This window comes from Pantoea latae (assembly GCF_002077695.1).
Classification (GTDB): Bacteria; Pseudomonadota; Gammaproteobacteria; order Enterobacterales; family Enterobacteriaceae; genus Pantoea; species Pantoea latae.
Genome location: NZ_MWUE01000027.1, coordinates 115,749 through 136,754, shown reverse-complemented (window position 1 = coordinate 136,754; position 21,006 = coordinate 115,749). Strand labels below are relative to the sequence as shown.

The following is a 21,006-nucleotide window of genomic DNA, read 5'->3' as shown; positions in this document are numbered from 1 at the left end:
TGACACGAAAAAAGGGCGCCATGAAAACATGGCGCCCCGGTTACCTCTGCTGCGGGATCCCGTCAGGCCGGAATGGATTTAGCCTTCTGGCTGCGTGACCAGACGCGGTGCGCCTTCATCGCCTGCGTGAACTGCGCCATCAGCGCGCTCTCCGCTTTGTCGCCCTGCACAATTCCCTCTTCCTGATCCGCATCCTCCAGACCGAACTGCGCTTTAAAGCGGCGCGCGCCGCCCACCAGCCCAATCACCTTCAGATGCTTGTAGGCTTCCAGCAGGAAGTAACGGGCATCGCCGCTCAGCAGCAGCGCATCAATATTGCCGTCCGGCACGATCGCCGCGTCAAACGTCAGAGAAGGCAGACCGGCGAAGGTGGCGTCAACCGGCAGCACAGAGCCGTCATCGGCGCGCACCTGGCCCATATGCGGCGCCAGCAGTTTGGCGTGCACGCCTTCGGCTTTCAGCGCCTGCAGAATGCTCAGCACATCGGCGGCTTTAACGCCATCGCTGATCAGCAGCGCGACCTGACGTCCTTTGATCTCGCCATCGGGCTTCGCATAGAGGCTCAGGCTCTCATCTTTGGTCAGGCCATTTACCGCAGCCGGCGGCTGAATATTACGCTGCTCGTCGGTCAGGGCGATGCCGAGGTTATCCGCCACGCCCTGCGCCAGCGCGATATCGATGCGCGCCAGATGGTCCACCACGCGCTCGCGGATGTAGGCGCGCGCCACCTTGCTCAGCTCAAACGAGTAGGCGCCGATGATGTGCTGCTGCTCCACCTCAGTCTGGCTCAGCCAGAACAGACGCGGCTGGGCATAGTACTCTCCGAATGAGGGGCTACGCTCGCGCACCTTGTGGCCTTCCACCCGCTCCTGATAGCTTTCAAAACCGCCGCCCTCAGCAGCCGGCGGCGTTTCGCGCGGCCAGTTGTCGTTGATCGAGTTCGGCTCGTAGTTGGCCGGGTTGGTATCGATATCCTGGCGATGCATGCCCTGACGCTGGAAGTTATGGTAAGGACAGGTCGGACGGTTGATCGGGATTTCGTGGAAGTTCGGCCCGCCCAGACGGCTGATCTGGGTGTCGGTGTAGGAGAACAGACGCCCCTGCAGCAGCGGATCGTTGGTAAAATCCAGGCCCGGCACGATATGGCCCGGATGGAACGCCACCTGCTCGGTTTCCGCGAAGAAGTTGTCCGGGTTACGGTTCAGCACCATCTTGCCGACGATCTCGACCGGCACCAGCGCCTCCGGGATCAGCTTGGTGGCGTCCAGAATATCGAAGTCGAATTTAAACTCGTCCTCTTCCGGGATCAGCTGCAGCCCCAGCTCATATTCCGGGTAGTCCCCCGCTTCAATCGCCTCCCACAGATCGCGGCGATGGAAATCGGGATCGCGACCGGTGAGCTTCTGTGACTCATCCCACAGCAGCGACGCCTTACCGGCCACCGGCTTCCAGTGGAAACGGACAAAGGTCGCTTTGCCTTCGGCGTTGATCAGGCGGAAGGTGTGGATACCGAACCCTTCCATGGTGCGATAGCTGCGCGGAATGCCGCGATCGGACATCGCCCAGATGACGTTATGCATGGTTTCCGGCTGCAGAGAGACGTAATCCCAGAAGGTGTCATGGGCGCTCTGGCCCTGCGGAATTTCGTTGTGCGGCTCTGGCTTAACCGCGTGCACAAAGTCAGGGAATTTATGCGCGTCCTGAATAAAGAACACCGGCGTGTTGTTGCCGACGAGGTCAAACACCCCCTCTTCGGTGTAGAACTTGGCGGCGAAGCCGCGAATATCACGCACGGTATCGGCGGAACCTGCGCCGCCCTGCACCGTGGAGAAGCGCACAAAGACCGGCGTGGTCTGCTCGGGATCGCTGAGGAACTGCGCTTTGGTGAGATCTTTTAGCGAGCGGTAGGGCTGAAAATAGCCGTGCGCCGCCGAGCCGCGCGCGTGCACGATGCGCTCCGGGATGCGCTCATGGTCAAAGTGCGTGATCTTCTCACGCATAATGAAGTCTTCCAGCAGCGTCGGACCGCGCGAACCGGCGCGCAGCGAGTTTTGATCGTTGGCGATGCGCGTGCCCTGATTAGTGGTAAGGGCGCGGTCGGTGCCGTTTTTACGGCTGGCTTCGAGCTGGTCGAGTTTGGCGTTATGCGTCTGCGGGGCTTTCAGGCTGCCTGGCGCGGTTGGCTGTTTGCCTGGCGGGGTCGGCTCAGGCGAAGGCTGGTGCGATCCATCCTTCGGCGCCAGCGAACCTAAACCCGGTTCTGAGGATTCAGGGCCCGTGGTGGGCGCGCGGTGGCTCAGTGGTTGCTTCTCTGTTTCTTTCGACATTAACCCATGCTCCAGCGGTTGGTTTATTTTTTTAACGACAGTAAAGATAGAACAACCTGAACGAAGCTGCGGGTTAAGGCGGGCAATAAACGCGGAGATGGTGGGTTTTTGCGCGGTGCAGGCCTGTTTTGCTGTGCTGAAACAGGATGAATAAAATTTCAGGGGCAGTGAGTCAGGATCAGGAGGTAATTTTCAGGCTCTTTAATAGTGACTCCAGCGAGTCGATAGCGCCTGGATGGTGGTTAGCTGAACGCGTTTTATCCCAGGGCATGGCATCATCAGTGCAGAAATCGCCTGCACATTCCATGTCACTGCTTTCATCCAGTAAACCCACAGGGATCCAGACATAAGGTTGGTCGCGCAAAGGGTTAGGCACCGTCGAGCCGCATAGCTGGCAAAAATCGGTGCGATAACCAGTAGGTTTAGACCAGGAAGCGATATGGTTTTCTCCTGTGATCCAGCGAAACCCCTCACCTTTCACCAGCGTGGCGAGATTGTAGCCTACGCCACTCTGCTTTCGGCAAAGCGAGCAGTGGCAGCGATAAAAGCGTGCTGGCTTATCAGATAATTCAAATACCACCGCGCCACACAAACAAGAGCCATTCATTTTAAAACCATCCTGGTTGAGTTTTAGATGTTGTAAAAAACAATATCATCTTTTGTGATGCTTAATAAGCGCGCCTGGAGAGGAAGAGTAAACTCCGCTGATGCACAGGTTTGACGTCCGCTTTTCGCTATCAGGTTAATATTGAATCCAACGTGCATATTGTTATTCAGTAAACTTGTCAGCAGGCTTCGTGGCTAAGGTGAATCTCACGTCCGTCCCGGTACGCTACTGGATGGCAGGTCTGCCGCTGCCGGGGGAAATGCCTGGCGGTAATAATTGTCGTGTTATACAGTCCGATAGCAGTGACTTTTTTCGTATTTTATTCCCGACATTCAGACAGGACACATGCTTAAAACATCAAGGACATTATGGAGTCGTGAGGCTATAGCCAGTACCGCCCATGTTATTCAGGTCGAACGCTTACTCACAAACCAGATTTTTATTGATGAAACACTACTGGTTATGGTCCGCCAGGGGCAAAAAAGCATTGCGTGGCGCGGCCAGGATATACTTGTGTCTGCAGGCGAGGCCATATTAGTCAGTGCCGGAAGCTCACTCGATGTAACCAATATTCCTCCATCAAACCACACGCCTTTTGAGGCCGTGTGGCTGAGCTTTCCTTTATTAACGCTATATGATCCCACTGGCGAAAACGCAAGCAATATGCCGCGCGTGCTCCGCGATGTGAGCCTCGTTTTTCGCCAGGCTTTCGACCATGCGGTCGTGTCGATTCGGGACACCGCAGGCATTCCCGACAGAGTGGCAATGAAACGCATGGAGGAAATGTGCGTATGGTTAGAAAGTTTCGGTCTGATGCTGAAGCCAGCGGCAAACATCATGCTGAGTCAGCGCATCAGGAAGCTGGTATTAAAAGATCTCCTGAAAAACTGGACAGCATCAGAAATTTCCCGTCACTTTGCCATGTCAGAGGCGACATTACGCCGCAGGCTTAATGCTGAAAATACCTCTTTCAAGAATGTTGTCACCGAAGCCAGAATGGGACATGCCCTGGCACTATTACAGGTCACAGACCAGACAATATTCCAGATAGCGCTGAGCGTGGGTTATGAAAATCCATCGAAGTTTTCTGCCCGTTTCCGTGCCCGCTATGGTTTTAATCCAAAGCAAATTCGCGTGCAGTAAACGCCCGTTGCCCTGACATAACCTGAACATATTACCGGCTCTGTATCACTTCCAGGCGGGCTGCTGCAAGAATATTCATGTTAGCAAGATAGCCAACCAGAGCCGGAGTAGCATCGGCTGTAACATGAGGCAGCGTGGCAATATTCAGCGCTTTAAGGGTGATCACGTAGTGGTGTGTCTGCCCGGCGGGCGGGCATGGCCCACCGTATCCCGGCATACCGAAATCGGTGCGAGTTTGCAAGGCAGGTAACGGCAATCCCTTATTATCTGATCCTATACCAGCAGCAAGCGCGTGGCTGCTGGCTGGTATATTGACCACTGTCCAGTGCACCCATCCGTGTCCCGTTGGAGCATCTTTATCAAACATCTCCAGCACAAAACTTTGCGTGCCAGCAGGAGCATGTTCCCATTCAAGAGCAGGCGAATGATTTCCCCCAACACATCCCAAACCCAACGCGGCGCTGCTCAGATGGCTATTTTCAAAGTGGCCATTTTTGATTTCCGGGCTGGACAATTTGAAAGGGAGAGGGGGATTTGCCTGAGCCGCCCCACTCAGCATGGACAAAAGACCGGCGGCAATGATTTTTTTTAATGCATTCACAATATTGACCCGTTGAAATAAAACAGATCGCTACTCTATCAATGACCTGCTTCAGAACGCGCTCCCGCCCCGCTCATGTTCTAATCCGAAACGCTCAATAAGCGCTTTGCTGGATCAATCAATTAGCAGCTTCGGTTAGCTAAATTGCATGCCATTGCGAAGTTGCAGAGCGGGAAGTTCCTAAAATCACCTGACTTCGCCGCACAGTCGATGGCGGTAATATTTAAGGACAACGTATGTTGCTATTTGGCCGTACAGAAAGCCGCCCAGTGCGGCCATCAGTATGCCGCCCACCCTACCGAATACATGGGCGCCCACACCCGCACAGCCACCGCATAGCGCGAGCCCGCACCAGGTTTCCCAGTGCCGGTAAACGGACTTATAGGCCCTCCGCCACCGCCTGCCGCGTTCCCACAGGGGTAAATCGGCCAGTTCAGGGATGCTTTTCAGGGTCCAGTAGATTTTCACGGTAGTCTCCTTTCTCCGTTTATTAGGCAGGAATTAAGATAACCTGCCGGGTAAAAAAATACTTTGCTATTATCGCCGCGCCTGCAGCCTGGCCAAGGTCAGATACCTATAGGTTGATAGCCCTGCCATTCTGGTTGATCACGATGTCCAGAGTCGCAGGGAATCAAATGAATAAAGAACTCACCTACCTTTTCAAGTAACAGGCAATCATCCACGTCCTTCAAATTATCTTTATGCTGATGGTCGGTGCCGCACAGCAGCGTCTGTAAAGCTTTTTTCTTAGCCTGCTGCGCATTTTCGGCCACAAACAGATCGAATTCATGTAACTCAGCGAGCGTATCAGGTCGATAGCCGCCTGCATTGACGAAAAATAACCTGTTTGCAGAACGGGAAGGTTCAGCGGACAGAGTGACAGAATATCCGTCAGCCCAGGTGACACGGCTGTAGCCGTCAATATGGATTTTATCCTTATCACCAAACCATACATCGCGAAGAGCGGGCCAGGCATCCTCTGGTTTGTTTGCCACAACAAACTGGATGTCGTGCACTTCAATGTTGGATTTACCCGCATTGCCGCCAATATAGAACATATACAGATTCATTTAACATCCTCTTTCAGTATGAATATCGCTATATATTTGAATATATAACGATTCGTAGTGCAATTCTATAAAAGATGATGCCGGGTTTATGAAGCCGGGTGTTGACCTGTGTATGAAACCTGCCCTTCGTTACTGCTGCTTCAACACTATCCGGTTGTCATTGCGGCACCTCTTGGGATAAGGTTGATTTCACAGTTGGGTTCACTGCGACCATCGCTAATATAAAGGAGGTATGCCTGTTCAGGCGTACCTCTATTGCGTTTTTCGCTCAACGCGGCCATCGTTCAGCGCATATGACCGCTTTATGCCAGAAGTGAATCCTGGACGGGCAGCCTGTTTTATGTTCATGGCCCAAACAAGGAAAGTGATGACCAACAAGACTATTTACTTTATTCATGCTCCCAGCACGACATTAGGCCGCTCACCTTTGCAGAGAGGCTTTTTCCCTTACGCTTTCACTGAGAAATATATCCATAGCCTTCAGAGTGAGTTAGACCGGTTAGATGTAAATATGAATGTTGTGGCTGACGATACAGAATCTGAGATCGAGAGGCTGATAGCCCGCGCGCCTGCTCTGCTCGTTTGTGCTCCCGGCCTTCGCTATCAGTTCTACCATCGCGGATTCGACAAACATAAAATCGTATGGCTAAACGTAGCGGAGTATATGTCTGCCGATGTGCAGCCCGTGATTGCGAAAATTTTTGAATCAAAAGTTATTGGGTAATAATGCAATTAACATTCTTTATATTGCACCTACTTTAAGGTGTCCCTCTTTTCCAGGGTCAGTTCACAAAACAGAGCCTGTAACTTCTCCGTCCTTACCCCATTCCCGCGCGCGATCACACTTCTGCACGTCGCCTCGCCCGCTTAACCTTCTCTTAAGAATAATCCTATAGCTTCAGTGCTGCATCAGCCCGTTTTGGGCTTTTCCGGAGCACTCCCTATGAAAAATAAGATCGCAGACCCACACTCTCTGAGTAAAGTTCCCGCCGTCACGGCGGCTTTCTGGTTAACCAAAATCGCGGCGACCACCCTGGGTGAAACCGGCGGCGATGCGGTGACCATGTCAATGAATCTGGGCTACCTGACCGGCACGCTGATTTTTGCCATCATCTTTCTGGTAGCCGTGGTGGTGCAGATTAAACGCCACAGCTTCAACAAATGGATCTACTGGTTTACCGTGGTGGCCACCACCACCGTTGGCACCACGCTGGCGGACTTTGCCGATCGCTCGCTTGGCATCGGCTATCTGGGTGGTACGCTGCTGCTGAGCACCCTGCTGATCCTCTCCCTGTTTATCTGGCGCGTGACCTGCGGCACCATCGCCGTAAGCTCCGTCAACAACGGCGTCACAGAGTGCTTTTACTGGGTCACCATTATGTTTTCACAAACGCTTGGCACCGCGTTAGGCGACTGGACGGCAGACAGCGAAGGACTGGGCTACGACGGCGGCATCCTGCTGTTTGTCGGCGCGCTGGCCCTTATCTGGGCGGCGAGCCGCTTTACCTCGCTTTCGCGCACCGCGCTGTTCTGGGCGGCCTTTATCCTGACCCGCCCGCTGGGCGCGGTGGTGGGCGACTTCCTCGACAAGCCAGTCGCCGCCGGCGGCCTGGCGCTGAGCCGCTATAGCGCCTCGCTGGCGCTAACGGTGATGATTATCGCTTTCCTCTGGCTGCTGCCGCAGCGTCCGGCTATGAAGGCCGCGCCAGCTCAAGGATAAAGCAAACCGGGCGATCCCGCCGGATCGCCCCTCCTTTATAACGCGCGACGCTGCCTCAGCGCATACACCAGCACCACGCCAAAACAGAGCAGCGGCAGGCCATAGGCCACGGCGGTGCTGACATGGTCGGAAATCAGCCCCATGAAATAGGGCATAATCGCGCCGCCGACAATCGCCATGATCATAAACGAGCTGGCCTGTTTGGTGGAGGGTCCGAGGTTTTTCACCCCCATGGCAAAGATGGTCGGGAACATGGTGGACATAAAAAAGAAGATAGCAATCAGCGCCACCACAGAGACATCGCCCGCGCCCAGCATCACCACGGCGCACAGCACGATATTGATCAGCGCATAGGCCGCCAGCATCGCTGCCGGTTTGACGCGGCCCATCAGCCAGGTGGAAAAGAAACGGCCCAGCATAAAGCAGATCATCGCGACCGACAGCATATAGGAGGCGCTCTGGTTGGTAACGCCGTGCCAGTGCTCGGTAGCATAGTTAATAAAGAAGGCGCCCACGCCAACCTGCGCCGCGACGTAAAAAAACTGCGCAATCACGCCGCCGACAAAATGTTTTTGCTGCCACAGGGTAGCGCCGGGCTGCTGCGCATGTTCGCTGGCGGCCTCGCGGATATCGGGCAAGGCGGTGCGTTTAAACAGCAGCGCAATGGCAATCACCACAAAGGCGATCACCACATAGGTGGTTTTTACGCTCTCCTGCGCCGCATCCTGCGTGGCGTGGGTGAAGAACAGCGAGCCGCCGATCATCGGTCCGACAAACTGCCCAAGGCCGTTAAAAGACTGCGCCAGGTTAAGACGACGCTCCGCGCCGCTGGCGTCGCCCAGCACCGTGGCGTAGGGGTTGGCGGCGGTTTCCAGACAGCCCAGCCCGCACGCCAGCACGAACAGCGCAAACAGAAACACAGAGAAATTATTCACCATCGCCGCCGGCACAAACAGCAGCGCGCCAAGCGCGTAGAGCGCCAGTCCCGCCAGGATGCCGGCCTTATAGCCGTGACGGCGCATAAAATAGCCGGCCGGCAGCGCCACGATAAAATAGGCGCCGAAATAGGCCGCCTGTAATAATCCCGATTGCGCTTTGGTGACGCTTAACGTTTCCTGGAAGTGTTTATTCAGCACATCCAGCAGGCCGTAGGAGACGCCCCACATAAAAAACAGGGTGGTGATCAGCATAAACGCCCAGCGCAGGCTGATCGATCCCCCGACGCCGATATTTTCCGGCGTCTCGACGCGTTGTATTGCCATGGTTATATCCTCGTAGCGTAGAGTCGGTAAGTGTTGTTATTGGTCCTGCAAAGAGAATATTCGCGCCATCGCCACCCATTTTTCCCCTGCGGGCGTCCAGGGCGTTGGCCGTTGAAACTGCCACATCAGCGCCTCCCAGCGCTGAATGTGCGGATCCTGTTCAGAGGCCTGAGCAAAATCCTGCGCGTTAAAGCGTCTGTTCACCTCCATCACCATAAAAAGGCGTGTGCCGAGCCGGTATATCTCCATATTGACGACGCCGTGCTGGCGCAGATGCTGCGCCACCTCCGGCCAGATGCGCTGATGCAGCCGCTGATATTCGGCGATCTTCTCCGCCTCGTCCGCCAGATCCAGCGCCAGGGCGTAGCGCGCGGTGGCGCCGCTCATAGCAGCGCCCGATCGAGATGCAGATAGCCGCCGTCGACGCTCAGCCATTCGCCGGTGGTGTGCGAGGCGCGCGATGAGAGCAAAAACAGCACGGTGTTGGCGATCTCCTCTGGCGTGGTCATGCGCTGGCCGAGCGGAATACGCTGGGTAATTTTTGCCAGTTCGCCCGCGGGATCGGCAAAGGTGCCAATCCAGCGTTCATAAAGCGGCGTCATCACTTCGGCGGGCACCACGGCGTTCACCCGCACGCCGCTGTGCCGCAGCGACACCGCCCACTCCCGCGTCAGCGCCAGAATCGCGCCTTTTGCCGCGCAGTAGCCGCTGGTGCCGCCCTGCCCGCTCAGCGCGGTTTTTGACGCGATATTGACGATGGCGCCACGGCTCCTCTCCAGCGCGCGCTGGCAGAAGTGCGTCATCTGGTAATAGTGCAGCAGGTTCTTCTCCAGCGAGGCAACAAAGGCGCTGCGCCCCGCGTCCAGCCCGACGCCGTCGTTGACGCCCGCATTGTTCACCAGCCCGTCGATGCGCCCGAACCGCTGCTGCACCGTCTCAACCGCGCGCTGGCACTGCTGCTCGTCGCACAGATCGGCAATGACGACCTCGGTTTGCGGCTGTTGCTCACGCAGCGCGGCCAGCCACCGCTCATCCGGCTGCGCGTTAGTGACGATTGCCGGGATCGCGCCCTCTTCCGCCAGCAGGCAGGAGATAGCGGCGCCGATGCCCGATCCGCCGCCGGTGACGATAACCACCTTATCCTGCAAAAACAGATTCATTGTTCTCTCCTGTCAGGCCATACACCTGCGCGGCCGTTTCGCCCCAGAGGGCGGCCTGTTCGTGTGTCGACAGCTCAGCGGCTGCCTCGTCAACCAGCTGCGCCACCGCGTGATACTCCGCCGCCAGCAAGCAGACCGGCCAGTCCGAGCCGAACATCAGCCGCTCGGGCCCGAAACGCGCCAGCGCTTCGTCGATAAAGGGCCGCAGCTGCGCACGGCTCCACTGCCCGTGCGGCGCTTCGGTTACCAGCCCGGAGAGCTTGCAGACCACGTGCGGCATCGCGGCCAGCTCCGCCACCTGCTCGCCCCAGGCCTGCGCGCCGCGTGCAATATCCGGCTTGCCGAGATGGTCAAGCACCAGCCAGTGGCGATCGTGCCGCGCGGCAAACTGCGTGGCGTCCGCCAGATGACGCCAGGTCACCAGCATCTCCCACACGTAACGCTGGGCCTGCAGCTGCTGCATACCCGCCGCCACGCGCGGCTGCCCTAGCCAGCCGGCGGGATCGGGTTCATCCTGCACCAGATGACGAAATCCCCGCAGCCGCGGATGGCGCAGCGCCGCCAGCTGCGGCGCCAGATCCGCCGCCGTGACGTCGATCCAGCCTACCACCTGCGTGGCTGGCAGCGCCTGCGCCCACTGCAGCAGCTGCTGCGTCTCCGCCGCGCTCTGCCGCGCCTGCACCGCAATCGATGCCGCCAGCCGGTGTTGCCCCAGCAGTGGCGCCAGGTCCTGCGGCAGAAAATCCTGTTGCAGGCGCGTCATGCTGTCGTCGATCCAGGGATAGCTCGCCGCGTCGTAGCGCCAGTAATGGTGATGCGCGTCGATACGCATCTCAGCCTCGCTCGCCGCGATAGCAGTATCTCTCGCGCGAGGCGGGGAGCATTTCGATAGAGAAGCCGGGCGCGGTCGGCGGCATATAGGCGGCGCCGCGGATTTCGCACGGGTGCAGGAAGTGTTCATGCAGATGATCGACATACTCGATGACCCGGCCCTCATGGCTGCCGGCAATGCAGACAAAATCGATCATCGACAGGTGCTGCACGTATTCGCACAGCCCCACGCCGCCGGCATGCGGACAGACCGGCAGCTGGTATTTCGCCGCCATCAGCATCACCGCCAGCACTTCGTTGACGCCGCCGAGGCGGCAGGCGTCAATCTGCACCACGTCGATCGCCTCGCGCATCATCAGCTGCTTAAAGATGATGCGGTTCTGGCACATCTCGCCGGTGGCGACTTTGACCGGCGCCACGCCCTGACGGATGGTGCGGTGGCCTTCAATATCGTCCGGGCTGGTCGGCTCTTCGATAAACCAGGGCTCGGCAAACGCCAGCTGCTGCACCCAGTCGATGGCGTCATTGACTTCCCACACCTGATTGGCGTCGATCATCAGCTGGCGATCCGGCCCCAGCACCTCGCGCGCAATGCGCACGCGGCGAATGTCATCTTCCAGATCGCGCCCCACTTTGAGTTTGATGTGGGAGAAACCGGCGTCGACCGCCTGCTGACAGAGGCGGCGCAGCTTGTCGTCGTCATAGCCGAGCCAGCCCGCCGAGGTGGTGTAGCAGGGGTAGCCGTGCTGCTCAAGCTGACGGATACGCGCGGCTTTGCCCGGCTGCTGCGCCGTCAGCAGGGCGAGCGCCTCTTCCGGCGTGATGCAGTCGGTGAGGTAGCGAAAATCGATGCAGCGCACCAGCTCCTGCGGGGACAGTTCGGCTACCAGCCGCCACAGCGGCTTCTCTTCTGACTTTGCCCACAGATCCCACACCGCGTTGACCACCGCGCCGGTCGCCAGATGAATGGCGCCCTTGTCGGGGCCGATCCAGCGCAGCTGGCTGTCGCTGGTGATATCGCGCCAGAACTGCCCCATATCGGCAACGATCGCCTCTAACTGTCGGCCGACGATCAGGTGCTCCAGCGCGCGGATCGCCGCGCAGCAGATCTCATTGCCGCGCCCGATGGTAAAAGTCAGGCCGTGCCCGCTGATCGCCGCATTATCGGTTTCGATAATGACGTAGGCGGCAGAGTAGTCCGGGTCCGGGTTCATCGCGTCCGATCCGTCAAGATGCGCGGAGGTGGGAAAGCGGATATCTTCCACGCGCAGTGCAGTCAGTCTGGTCATGCTTCGCTGCCCTCGGTGAGTTGACGCTGCTCGCCCAGTCCGGCGATGCCTAAGCGGATGACCTGACCCGGACGCAGGTAGACCGGCGGCTTCTGCCCCATGCCGACGCCCGGCGGCGTGCCGGTGGAGATTACGTCGCCCGGTTGCAGGCTCATAAAGCGGCTGAGATAGCTGATAATGTGCGCGACGCTGAAGATCATGGTGCGGGTGTTGCCGTTCTGATAGCGTTTGCCGTCAACCTCCAGCCAGAGATCGAGCTGCTGCGGATCGGCGATCTCATCGGCGGTCACCAGCCAGGGGCCGATGGGGCCAAAGGTGTCGCAGCCTTTGCCTTTGTCCCAGGTGCCGCCGCGCTCGATCTGATATTCGCGCTCCGAGACATCGTTGACCACGCAGTAGCCCGCGACGTGGGAGAGCGCATCCGCTTCGTCGATATAGCTGCCGCCTTTGCCGATCACCACGCCCAGCTCCACTTCCCAGTCGGTTTTCACCGAGCCGCGCGGAATGCGCACCGCGTCGTTTGGCCCCACCACCGCGCTGGTCCATTTACCAAACACCACCGGTTCCTGCGGGATGGCGGCGCCGGTCTCGGCGGCGTGATCGGCATAGTTCAGGCCGATACAGATAAACTTGCCGATCTGCCCGACGCAGGCGCCGATGCGCGGCTGGCCGCCTATTTTGGGCAGTTCGCTGAGCGGCAGCTTGCGCAGCTGCTCCAGCGAAGACGGCAACAGCGCCTCGCCCGCGAGGTCATCAATATAATGCGACAGATCGCGCAGCTCGCCCTGCGCATCCAGCATCGCCGGACGCTCGTTGCCCGGCTCGCCCACACGTAATAATTTCATTGTTCCACTCCTGTTAGTTGCTCCAGCCGCCATCGATAATCTGGGCGGTGCCGGTGGTGTAGGCGCTTGCATCGGACGCCAGATAGGCAGCCAGACAGGCGATCTCCTCTGGCGTGCCGATACGGCCAATGGGCTGACGCGCCACAAAGGCGTCATAGACTTCCGCTTCCGGGCGCCCTTCCGCCTGTGCCTGTGCGGCGATGCGCTGGCGCAGCGACGGCGAATCCACCGTGCCGGGGCAGATGGCGTTGCAGCGGATGCCCTCGCCGATGTAGTCCGCCGCCACCGAGCGCGTCAGGCCGATGACCGCCGCCTTGGTCGCGCTGTAGGCAAAGCGATTCGCCACCCCCTTCACGCTGGAGGCCACCGACGACATGTTGATAATCGAGCCTTTTCGCTGCTGCAGCATGGCGGGCAGGAACGCCTGGATCATGTGAAACATCGCCGTGACGTTGAGATCGAGCGCGAACTGCCACTCCTCTTCGCTGCACGCCAGCAGGCTGCCGCTGTGCACCACGCCCGCGCAGTTAAACAAGACATCGAGCGTGCCCAGCTCCTGCGCCGCCGCCGCGATCGCCTGGCGATCGGTGACATCCAGCCGATAGGCGCGGATGCCGGGCAGATGCTGCAGCGCGTTCAGATTGATATCGCTGGCGATCACCTCTGCGCCCTGCTGAGCGAAGTAGCGTGCGCTGGCCAGCCCAATGCCCTGTCCGGCAGCGGTGATTAATACGCGTTTTCCGTGTAGATTCATTGCATATCCTCTGGTACAAAGATCTAATGGTCAGGCCAATGGAGAGAGGTTTTGCCCGTCCGGGTGTGCAAAATAACGCTGGCTACTTTTGCGCTGACGCATTACGTTTTATTGACAATTGCGTAACATTGACAAGGGCTCTGTTGATTATTTGTGCAGCGGGTCACTGAATTTATTTAGACAGGTAGCAGTGCCATGCCGATAAGAAAGATGGAAAACCCCAGGCTTTACAGACAAATAGCTGACCAGCTGATCACGCTTATCAACAACAACGAATTTCCCCCCGGCAGTCGCTTGCCAGCGGAGCGGGAGTTAGCTGAGCAGCTGCAGGTCAGTCGCGCCTCGGTGCGTGAAGCGCTGATCGCGCTGGAGGTGATCGGGCTGGTGGATGTGAAGGTCGGCAACGGTGTGATTGTCAAAGCGCGCGCCAGCACCCAGGAGCCGGTGATGATGCAGGCCGGGCGCGATCAGTGGAGCGAGCCGGACGATGAGCTGGGCATCAAACTCGATTTCTCCACCGAGCTGCCGCCGTTTTCCCTGCTGCAGGCGCGACGCCTGATTGAGCCGGAAGCCGCCGCGCTGGCCGCCGTGCATGCCAGCGAGGAGGAGCTGGCGTTGATCCGCGCAGCTTATCGGCAAAACTGCGAAGATAACCGCGCCCAGTCGCGCACCCATCCCGGCGACCGGCTATTCCATATCCGCATCGCCCAGGCGAGCGGCAATCCCGCCTATGGTTTTATCATCGGCCACCTGCTCGGCCATCGCTACGGCAGTATGTTCCGCATGCTGCAGGCGCACTATACGCCGGGCGATATGCCGCTGGCGTCGGAGACCGAGCATCTTACGATCCTTTCCGCGCTGGAGAAGCGCGACGGCAAGGCGGCAAGAGCGGCGATGAAGCAGCATATTGACCGGGTGATTGCCACGTTTGAGCGGGCGCAGGAGTGAGGGGGTTGTGCGGTGGGAAAACGGAAGTTATCTTACGCTAAGGCTAACCGACGGCTTTATGATGAAATTTTGCTTACACAGGACAGGAAAGTATGCTGTTTTAGGAGCTGATAATTCGTGCCATTGTCTGCAAACACAAATCGAGCCTGAAATGGAAACGATACGTCGACTGTTCCCTGTCAGGCCTGACATAACTGCCTGTTTAAATCATTCTTTCACTTCCTTCCCTCGCATTTCACAATATTAATGAATGTGATTCATAGTCCCTATTCTCCCGCTTGTGATTATCAGCATGCACAAATCCGTTAACATACTCCTGTTTCTTCATTTCTAACGGATCACCATGCTTAATCAACAGACAAGTGCGCAGTCGGCTACAGCTAAAAGTACCGGTCTGTCGTTTCTACTCATTCTTAGCGCTCTGATGGCTGTTACCTCTTTATCAACCGATATCTATCTTCCAGCTATGCCCGTCATGACCAGAGATTTGCAGGGTGATGCCGAGCTGACCATAACAGGGTTTCTTACCGGCTTTTGCATCGCACAACTGATTTGGGGACCGATTAGCGATCGTTACGGGCGTCGTCAGCCGCTATTTATAGGTTTAGGTCTATTCATTATCGGCTCGGTGGGCTGCGCGTTATCAACAGATATTTTGCAAATTGTCTTCTGGCGTGTTTTTCAGGCATTAGGTGCCTGTACGGGTCCGATGCTGGCACGAGCAATGATCCGTGACCTGTTTAGCCGCACTCGTGCAGCACAAATGCTTTCAACCCTGATGATGATTATGGCCATCGCACCGATTGCCGGTCCACTGGTCGGTGGGCAAATGATTAAAGCGACTTCGTGGCATATCATTTTCTGGTTGCTGGCGATTATCGGAACATTAATGCTGATGTCTTTATTCTGGTTACCGGAGACATTACCTGCTGAAAAACGCTCACAAGCATCTGTACCCAAAGCCTTTCAAAACTACTATGCCTTGCTAACCAACGCCAAATACATGCAGTTTACTCTGTGCCTGACGTTCTATTATGTCGCGGCCTACGCCTTTATCACGGGCTCTCCGTTTGTGTACATCACGTACTTTGGTATTGATCCGCAGCACTACGGTTGGCTGTTTGCAGTAAACGTTGTGGGATGCAGGTTCTGCATCTGCGCTAATAGGAGCGTTGCAATATGGCAGTGGCATCATCTCTTCCCTTCTTCTCGCTCTGTTCAGTGATGGCACGCCATGGACGATGAGCTGGATAATTGCGTTGTTTACAGCGGCCAGCGCCTTGATGGTACTGACCGTTCAACTAAAAAAATAAAACTTCATTATCGATGTCAGATGACATTATATATTAGTGCTGACGTAACTCGCCGTATTTATAGGAAGCAGTTGCACCACCATCAATCAGCAGATCGCTTCCTGTCACGTAGCTGCCATTGGGCCCAAACAGAAACTCCGCCAGCGCACCGATTTCATCTGGCGTACCACCCCGTCCCGCCGGAGATTTATCCAGCATGTTTCGATAGAATGCCCCTCTTTCGTCACTGTTAAGCTCGTCATAAGCCAGAGGCGTATAGACGATACCGGCGCTGATGCAGTTAATTCGCGCTCCGCGCTTGCCCCATTTTACCGCTTCAGACATAACGCGGAGCGCATTGCAGCGTTTGGATATCTGGTAAGCATATAAGCTGTCTTTAATTTCTTTCACCAGGGGCAGTTCAAGAAGGTCTTCCGGCCGCAGGGTTGCAAGCGCATCCGCCTCAGCCTGCGTCAGAGCATCAACGTCTAAGCGATGACTGGACTGAGAGCCAATCACAACACAGGATCCACCGGAAGCAATAACTTTACCAAATTCTTCAAACAGCACGGCACTGCCGTATAGATCTACGCGGATGAGGTCCTGCGGTTGTGCTTGAGACGGTGACAATCCTGCAGTATGGATAACCCCCTTTATTTCCCCCATGCTACACGCTATTTTCACAAGCTCCTGGATAGACTCACGCGAACGCACATCGACCATAGTAGTACTCACGTCAAATCCGGCGCGTGAAAGAGTATTTTCAGACTGTTGAACGTTTTCAGTTTTTATATCGGCCAGGAGAATATGTTTTCCAACGCTCACTCGTCGCGCAATGGCCTGAGCAATCGAGCCACTACCAATTACAACAATGACATCTTTCATTTTTATCCCTCTTCTGCAGGTATAGTCATCAGCCCAGACCAAAGGATTTCATAAATTGCCCCTGTCGTGATGACAACTCATGCATCATAGCGTCTGGTAAAAGATTGTTTTAGTCATCTAAGACGCTTAGCCTTATGAATGATTTTCATAAATAATCGCTTTAGGTAAAAACTTTCGATCTTAAACTTGCAAATTAATGACAATTACTAATAAACCCTAGCTAATTATCCCGTCTAATCGAATCAATCAGTTTGCATTACGCTTTCCTGAACAACAGCTAAGGATAACTTCATGCAAACTGTAAAACTAAACAACGGTATCGATATGCCCCTGCTGGGCTTTGGTGTCTTTCAGATGACGGATGCTACCGAATGCGAAAGATCCGTTATTGATGCCATCAATACAGGATACCGACTGATAGATACCGCCGCGTCTTACCAGAATGAAACCCAGGTCGGAAACGCACTGAAACAGACCGGTATCGCCCGTAACGAACTCTTTATAACGACCAAGCTGTGGCTTCAGAATACCAGTTACGAAGGTGCTAAAGCACAGTTCGAACGCTCTCTGAATCGGCTGCAACTTGATTACATTGACCTGTATTTGATTCACCAGCCTTACGGCGATGTTCATGGAGCATGGCGTGCCATGGAAGAATTGCAGGAGGCAGGCAAAATTCGCGCCATTGGCGTCAGTAACTTCCATCCTGACCGACTTGCCGATCTTATCGCTTTCAACAACGTTTCCCCTGCGGTGAACCAGATTGAAGTTAACCCCTTCAACCAGCAGTTGCACGCCGCGCCATGGATGCAAAGCCGAGGTATTCAGCCGGAAGCCTGGGCGCCCTTTGCAGAGGGTAAAAATGGTCTGTTTGAACATTCCATGTTAACGGCGATTGGCCAGAAGTACGGTAAAAGCGTGGGGCAGGTTGTACTGCGGTGGATTTTCCAGCGAGGCATCGTTTCGCTGGCAAAAACAGTGCGAAAAGAACGCATGGAAGAGAATATCAACATTCTCGATTTTGAACTGAGTTATGAAGATATGTTGCAGATTACAGCTATCGATACCGCAACAAGCGCTTTCTTCTCCCACCGCGATCCTGCCAGAATTGAATGGTTGGCAAGTCGAAAACTGGATGTTTAAGACGCGACAAATGAGGCAGTTAATAGCCAGACGGGTCCACCGCATATGGCGGACCCGTTATTCTGAGTAACGAAGTGCATCGATCATCAGCGCAAAAGCGGGCGGATGCTGCTTACGACTTGGGTAGTAAAGATAATAACCGGGGAAAGACTGACACCAGTCCTGCAGAACCTGAATAAGCTCTCCTGACTTTATATAATCCTGCACCCGGTCTTCAGGTATACAGGCTATGCCAAAACCGGATAAAGCAGCATCAATCCTTTCCTCCTGCAAATTAAACGTGACCTGCCCTTCCACTCTGACCCGTAACGGTTTCCCTTCCTTCTCAAATTCCCAGTGGTAAAGTCCACCGGAAGTTGGCAGGCGCATATTGATACACCGATGATTTTGTAGCTCGTGAGGTGTTTTGGGCACGGGGTTAGCGGCAAAAAAGGATGGTGCGCCAACCACAGCCATGCGTATATCCGGTCCAATCTTCACGGCGATCATATCCTTATCCACGCTTTCGCCCAGACGGATCCCAGCATCAAAACGCTCTTTGACAATATCGACAAAGCCGTTATCGACCACTAGTTCAAGATTAACTTCCGGATATTCACTGAGAAAGGGTTTTAACTTCGGCCATACCAGACTTCGCGCGGCATGCTCCCCGGCAGATAAACGGATATTGCCGGAGGCGGTACCATTCAGTTGTACAAGCGACTCCAGCTCCTGTTCAAGATCGGCGATACGGGGTTCAAGGCAGGCAATAATCCTCTCTCCTGCTTCCGTAGGCGCAACGCTTCGGGTTGTGCGGGTCAGAAGACGGATATTCAGTCTTTCCTCCAGTGCCTTCATCGCGTGGCTGAGTGCAGACTGAGAAACCCCCAGTTTGCCCGCTGCTTTGGTAAAACTTCGCTCCCGTGCTACCACAAGAAAGATTTGCAGTTCATTGAAGTTTTCTTTGAGCATCGGCGATTTCCTTATGGAGGTATTCCCTTCAATGCACATTTATGAAGGGTGTTCATAGACACAATCATCTTAGCCCTATTACTGACAAGTATGATAATTGACATTCTGATTATATCTAAAATAAGGATTAATTATCAGGAAGTTTATCATGAAAATAATCATTGCCGGGGCGACAGGAAGTATTGGTCTATTTGCGGATTTGCAGGCAGATAATCCTCAAAAAAATGATGGGGTTTTGGATTTGAACAACATGCCTTTCAGCGAAGGGCCTGAATGCATTATTAACGAGCTGAATCTGTGTTCAAAACACGTAAAATCAATCTAACGGCTTTGAACATTTGGTTAAATAGAGGTCAGTCTTCTGAGATTGTGGATTTGGCCTTTGCTCGAGATATAGTTTGCCGGGTAATACTAAATTCCCGCGCAATGGCGCTGATGCTTAAGCCTGGATTGATATGCTCAATAACGACCTGTTCTTGTTCTTCGTTCAGGGCAGAACGCGCCGGCTTCTCTGCTACGCTATTCGGTAGGACTCCGTTCTGGGCTGAACTCTTGAAATCCAGTTTTGCGTAAGCGGAGTTTTTATTTTTGCTTTTAAATACTTCACAATGGCGAGGCTCAGTCACAAGATGTCATTTAAGACATTGAGACAATGTCCGCTCCTCGCTCAAAGCAGACACAGAGGCTCAATACGCGTTTCGCTCAGCGTACCGTCGAACCGTGTGAGGACGACACGGCTGGCGTGCTCCATCCCCACAACGGCGAGCTGTTTTCCAGGCTACAGCTTAACCTCAGCCCGTCAGCTTCCTCAAACAGCGATCCATCGCGCTCACCACCCAGTCGATATCCTGCGTCTGGAAACAGAGCGGCGGGCGGATTTTCAGCACGTTGCCGTAGGGTCCGGCGACGGAGGTGAGCACAAACGCCTCACGTAGCGCCTCCACCAGGTCGAGCGCCAGCGCTTTATCCGGCTGCTTGCTTTCCCTGTCCTTCACCAGCTCAAAACCGATAAACAGACCGGCACCTCGTACCTCACCGATACAGGGATAGGTCGCCTGCAGTTCCTGCAGGGCCGCCAGCAGCGCGGCGCCGGTGTGCAGACTGTGCGCCTGCAGCCCCTCCTGCTCAATTACATCCAGAACCGCATGCGCCGCCGCCATGGAGACCGGGTTGCCGCCAAAGGTATTGAAGTAAGGCAGCGCATCGCTAAACGCCGCCAGCACCGGCGCTTTCGCCATCAGCCCCGACACCGGAATGCCGTTGCCCATCGGTTTGCCGGTGGTCACCACATCAGGCACGATGCCGTGTCGGGCAAAGCCCCAAAAGGCCTCGCCGGTGCGGGCGAAACCGGGCTGCACTTCGTCGGCAATAAAGATGCCGCCGTTCTGATGTACAACGTCAATCGCCTGTTTCAGAAAACCAGGCTGGCCGGGTAAAACGCCGTCCGACGAGAAGATCGAGTCAGCCAGAAAACCGGCAAACTTAATGCCCTGCGCGCGCATATCATCGATCTGCTGCTGAATTTGCTGCGCGAACCAGGCGCCCTGATCCGCCGTCTGGATGCGATAAAAGTCGGGCGGTGCCACCAGCCGGGTATGCGGCGACAGCGGCTGACCGCTGCCCAGCGCGGGCGAGACGCCAGAGGTAAGCGCGCTGGTGCCGTGATAGGCCTCTTTAGACACGATGATGCCGGTGCCACCGCTCCAGCACTGGGCAATGCGGATCGCCAGATCGTTCGCTTCAGATCCGGTGCACATATACATAGCGCGATCGATTTCAGCCGGCATGGTGGCCAGAATGCGGTCGCTGTAGGCCAGGATCGACTCGTGCAGATAGCGCGTATGGGTATTCAGCTGCATCATCTGTTGATGCACCGCCTCCACCACCGCCGGATGACAGTGACCAATGCTGGCCACGTTGTTGTACATATCCAGGTACTGATTGCCCGCCTTGTCCCACAGATACTGGCCCTGCCCGCGCACCAGATGCACCGGGTTGCGGTAAAACAGCCGATAGGACTCGCCCAGCACCTGGCTGCGCTTACTGGTCAGCTGTCGAATCTCCGGTGCCAGCGTTTCCGCGTGTTCAGCACGAAAGCTGTTGGTATCCATAATGGTTGATCGTACCGTCATCGTGACTCCTTGGTCTTGGTGCTGCCCTGCCGCGCGTCAGGCGCTG

20 protein-coding genes and 2 pseudogenes are annotated in these 21,006 nt (G+C 55.8%); 7 read left to right on the top strand and 15 right to left on the bottom strand.

The features are described from left to right. Positions 1–62: 62 nt before the first annotated feature. Together katE and B2J69_RS18620 are read right to left on the bottom strand one after the other, a co-directional pair. Positions 63–2,327 (bottom strand): catalase HPII, encoded by a 2,265-nt coding sequence (katE, locus tag B2J69_RS18625; RefSeq protein WP_081141121.1) that lies wholly within the window; start codon positions 2,325–2,327, stop codon positions 63–65. 178 nt (positions 2,328–2,505) lie between these two features. Further along, positions 2,506–2,934, bottom strand: a complete 429-nt coding sequence (locus tag B2J69_RS18620) for a GFA family protein (protein WP_081141120.1) — start codon at positions 2,932–2,934, stop codon at positions 2,506–2,508. A 345-nt stretch (positions 2,935–3,279) separates the two neighbouring features. On the opposite strand from B2J69_RS18620, the gene B2J69_RS18615 reads away from it, so the two are divergent. Next, positions 3,280–4,077: a helix-turn-helix transcriptional regulator gene (locus B2J69_RS18615; protein ID WP_081141119.1), complete on the top strand. Its 798-nt coding sequence runs from the start codon at positions 3,280–3,282 to the stop codon at positions 4,075–4,077. Positions 4,078–4,108: 31 nt separating this feature from the next. On the opposite strand, the gene B2J69_RS18610 is transcribed toward B2J69_RS18615, so the two are convergent. Both B2J69_RS18610 and B2J69_RS18600 read right to left on the bottom strand, forming a co-directional pair. After that, positions 4,109–4,678, bottom strand: coding sequence for a YbhB/YbcL family Raf kinase inhibitor-like protein (locus B2J69_RS18610; protein WP_236722750.1), 570 nt, complete (start codon positions 4,676–4,678; stop codon positions 4,109–4,111). 566 nt (positions 4,679–5,244) lie between these two features. Beyond that, complete coding sequence (locus B2J69_RS18600) at positions 5,245–5,748, bottom strand: DUF1543 domain-containing protein (protein ID WP_081141116.1); 504 nt, start codon at positions 5,746–5,748, stop codon at positions 5,245–5,247. Between the two features lie 367 nt (positions 5,749–6,115). On the opposite strand from B2J69_RS18600, the gene B2J69_RS18595 reads away from it, so the two are divergent. Both B2J69_RS18595 and B2J69_RS18590 read left to right on the top strand, forming a co-directional pair. After that, entirely contained in the window at positions 6,116–6,472 is a 357-nt protein-coding gene (locus tag B2J69_RS18595; RefSeq protein WP_081141161.1) for a hypothetical protein, read from the top strand. Positions 6,473–6,691: 219 nt separating this feature from the next. Then, positions 6,692–7,468: a COG4705 family protein gene (locus B2J69_RS18590; RefSeq protein WP_081141115.1), complete on the top strand. Its 777-nt coding sequence runs from the start codon at positions 6,692–6,694 to the stop codon at positions 7,466–7,468. 35 nt (positions 7,469–7,503) lie between these two features. Here B2J69_RS18590 and B2J69_RS18585 read toward each other — a convergent pair whose 3' ends face one another. The 7 genes from B2J69_RS18585 to B2J69_RS18555 are packed head-to-tail and all read right to left on the bottom strand — an operon-like array spanning position 7,504 to position 13,609. Continuing rightward, positions 7,504–8,730, bottom strand: a complete 1,227-nt coding sequence (locus B2J69_RS18585) for a sugar MFS transporter (protein ID WP_081141114.1) — start codon at positions 8,728–8,730, stop codon at positions 7,504–7,506. A gap of 36 nt (positions 8,731–8,766) precedes the next feature. Beyond that, positions 8,767–9,117, bottom strand: coding sequence for an L-rhamnose mutarotase (locus B2J69_RS18580; RefSeq protein WP_081141113.1), 351 nt, complete (start codon positions 9,115–9,117; stop codon positions 8,767–8,769). Further along, entirely contained in the window at positions 9,114–9,890 is a 777-nt protein-coding gene (locus B2J69_RS18575; protein WP_081141112.1) for an L-fucose dehydrogenase, read from the bottom strand. The genes B2J69_RS18580 and B2J69_RS18575 overlap by 4 nt, the downstream gene beginning before the upstream one ends. Beyond that, positions 9,868–10,722: an amidohydrolase family protein gene (locus tag B2J69_RS18570; protein ID WP_081141111.1), complete on the bottom strand. Its 855-nt coding sequence runs from the start codon at positions 10,720–10,722 to the stop codon at positions 9,868–9,870. Before B2J69_RS18570 ends, B2J69_RS18575 begins: the two co-directional genes overlap by 23 nt. A 1-nt stretch (position 10,723) precedes the next feature. Beyond that, entirely contained in the window at positions 10,724–12,010 is a 1,287-nt protein-coding gene (locus B2J69_RS18565) for an L-fuconate dehydratase (RefSeq protein WP_081141110.1), read from the bottom strand. Next, a complete protein-coding gene (locus tag B2J69_RS18560) occupies positions 12,007–12,855 on the bottom strand; it encodes a fumarylacetoacetate hydrolase family protein (protein ID WP_081141109.1) in 849 nt (282 codons plus the stop codon). The genes B2J69_RS18565 and B2J69_RS18560 overlap by 4 nt, the downstream gene beginning before the upstream one ends. A 13-nt stretch (positions 12,856–12,868) precedes the next feature. Next, positions 12,869–13,609, bottom strand: coding sequence for an SDR family oxidoreductase (locus tag B2J69_RS18555; protein WP_081141108.1), 741 nt, complete (start codon positions 13,607–13,609; stop codon positions 12,869–12,871). Positions 13,610–13,804: 195 nt separating this feature from the next. On the opposite strand from B2J69_RS18555, the gene B2J69_RS18550 reads away from it, so the two are divergent. Together B2J69_RS18550 and B2J69_RS18545 are read left to right on the top strand one after the other, a co-directional pair. Then, complete coding sequence (locus B2J69_RS18550) at positions 13,805–14,557, top strand: FadR/GntR family transcriptional regulator (RefSeq protein ID WP_081141107.1); 753 nt, start codon at positions 13,805–13,807, stop codon at positions 14,555–14,557. 343 nt (positions 14,558–14,900) lie between these two features. After that, positions 14,901–15,782 carry a multidrug effflux MFS transporter gene (locus B2J69_RS18545; protein ID WP_236722749.1) on the top strand — a complete coding sequence of 294 codons (882 nt, stop codon included), beginning with the start codon at positions 14,901–14,903 and terminating at the stop codon, positions 15,780–15,782. 121 nt (positions 15,783–15,903) lie between these two features. On the opposite strand, the gene B2J69_RS18540 is transcribed toward B2J69_RS18545, so the two are convergent. Then, entirely contained in the window at positions 15,904–16,734 is an 831-nt protein-coding gene (locus tag B2J69_RS18540) for an SDR family oxidoreductase (RefSeq protein ID WP_081141106.1), read from the bottom strand. A gap of 291 nt (positions 16,735–17,025) precedes the next feature. Between B2J69_RS18540 and B2J69_RS18535 the strand changes: the two genes are divergently transcribed. Beyond that, positions 17,026–17,877: an aldo/keto reductase gene (locus B2J69_RS18535; protein WP_081141105.1), complete on the top strand. Its 852-nt coding sequence runs from the start codon at positions 17,026–17,028 to the stop codon at positions 17,875–17,877. A 57-nt stretch (positions 17,878–17,934) separates the two neighbouring features. Here the strand turns inward: B2J69_RS18535 and B2J69_RS18530 are convergent, their stop codons facing one another. Continuing rightward, positions 17,935–18,828: a LysR family transcriptional regulator gene (locus B2J69_RS18530; RefSeq protein ID WP_081141104.1), complete on the bottom strand. Its 894-nt coding sequence runs from the start codon at positions 18,826–18,828 to the stop codon at positions 17,935–17,937. Between the two features lie 187 nt (positions 18,829–19,015). On the opposite strand from B2J69_RS18530, the pseudogene B2J69_RS23665 reads away from it, so the two are divergent. Then, positions 19,016–19,153 (top strand): annotated as a pseudogene (locus tag B2J69_RS23665) (SDR family oxidoreductase); the annotation flags it as partial. Between the two features lie 28 nt (positions 19,154–19,181). Here the strand turns inward: B2J69_RS23665 and B2J69_RS24390 are convergent. Then, positions 19,182–19,319, bottom strand: a pseudogene (locus B2J69_RS24390) (helix-turn-helix domain-containing protein); the annotation flags it as partial. A 300-nt stretch (positions 19,320–19,619) separates the two neighbouring features. Beyond that, positions 19,620–20,960 (bottom strand): aspartate aminotransferase family protein, encoded by a 1,341-nt coding sequence (locus B2J69_RS18520; protein ID WP_081141102.1) that lies wholly within the window; start codon positions 20,958–20,960, stop codon positions 19,620–19,622. Between the last annotated feature and the right edge of the window lie 46 nt (positions 20,961–21,006).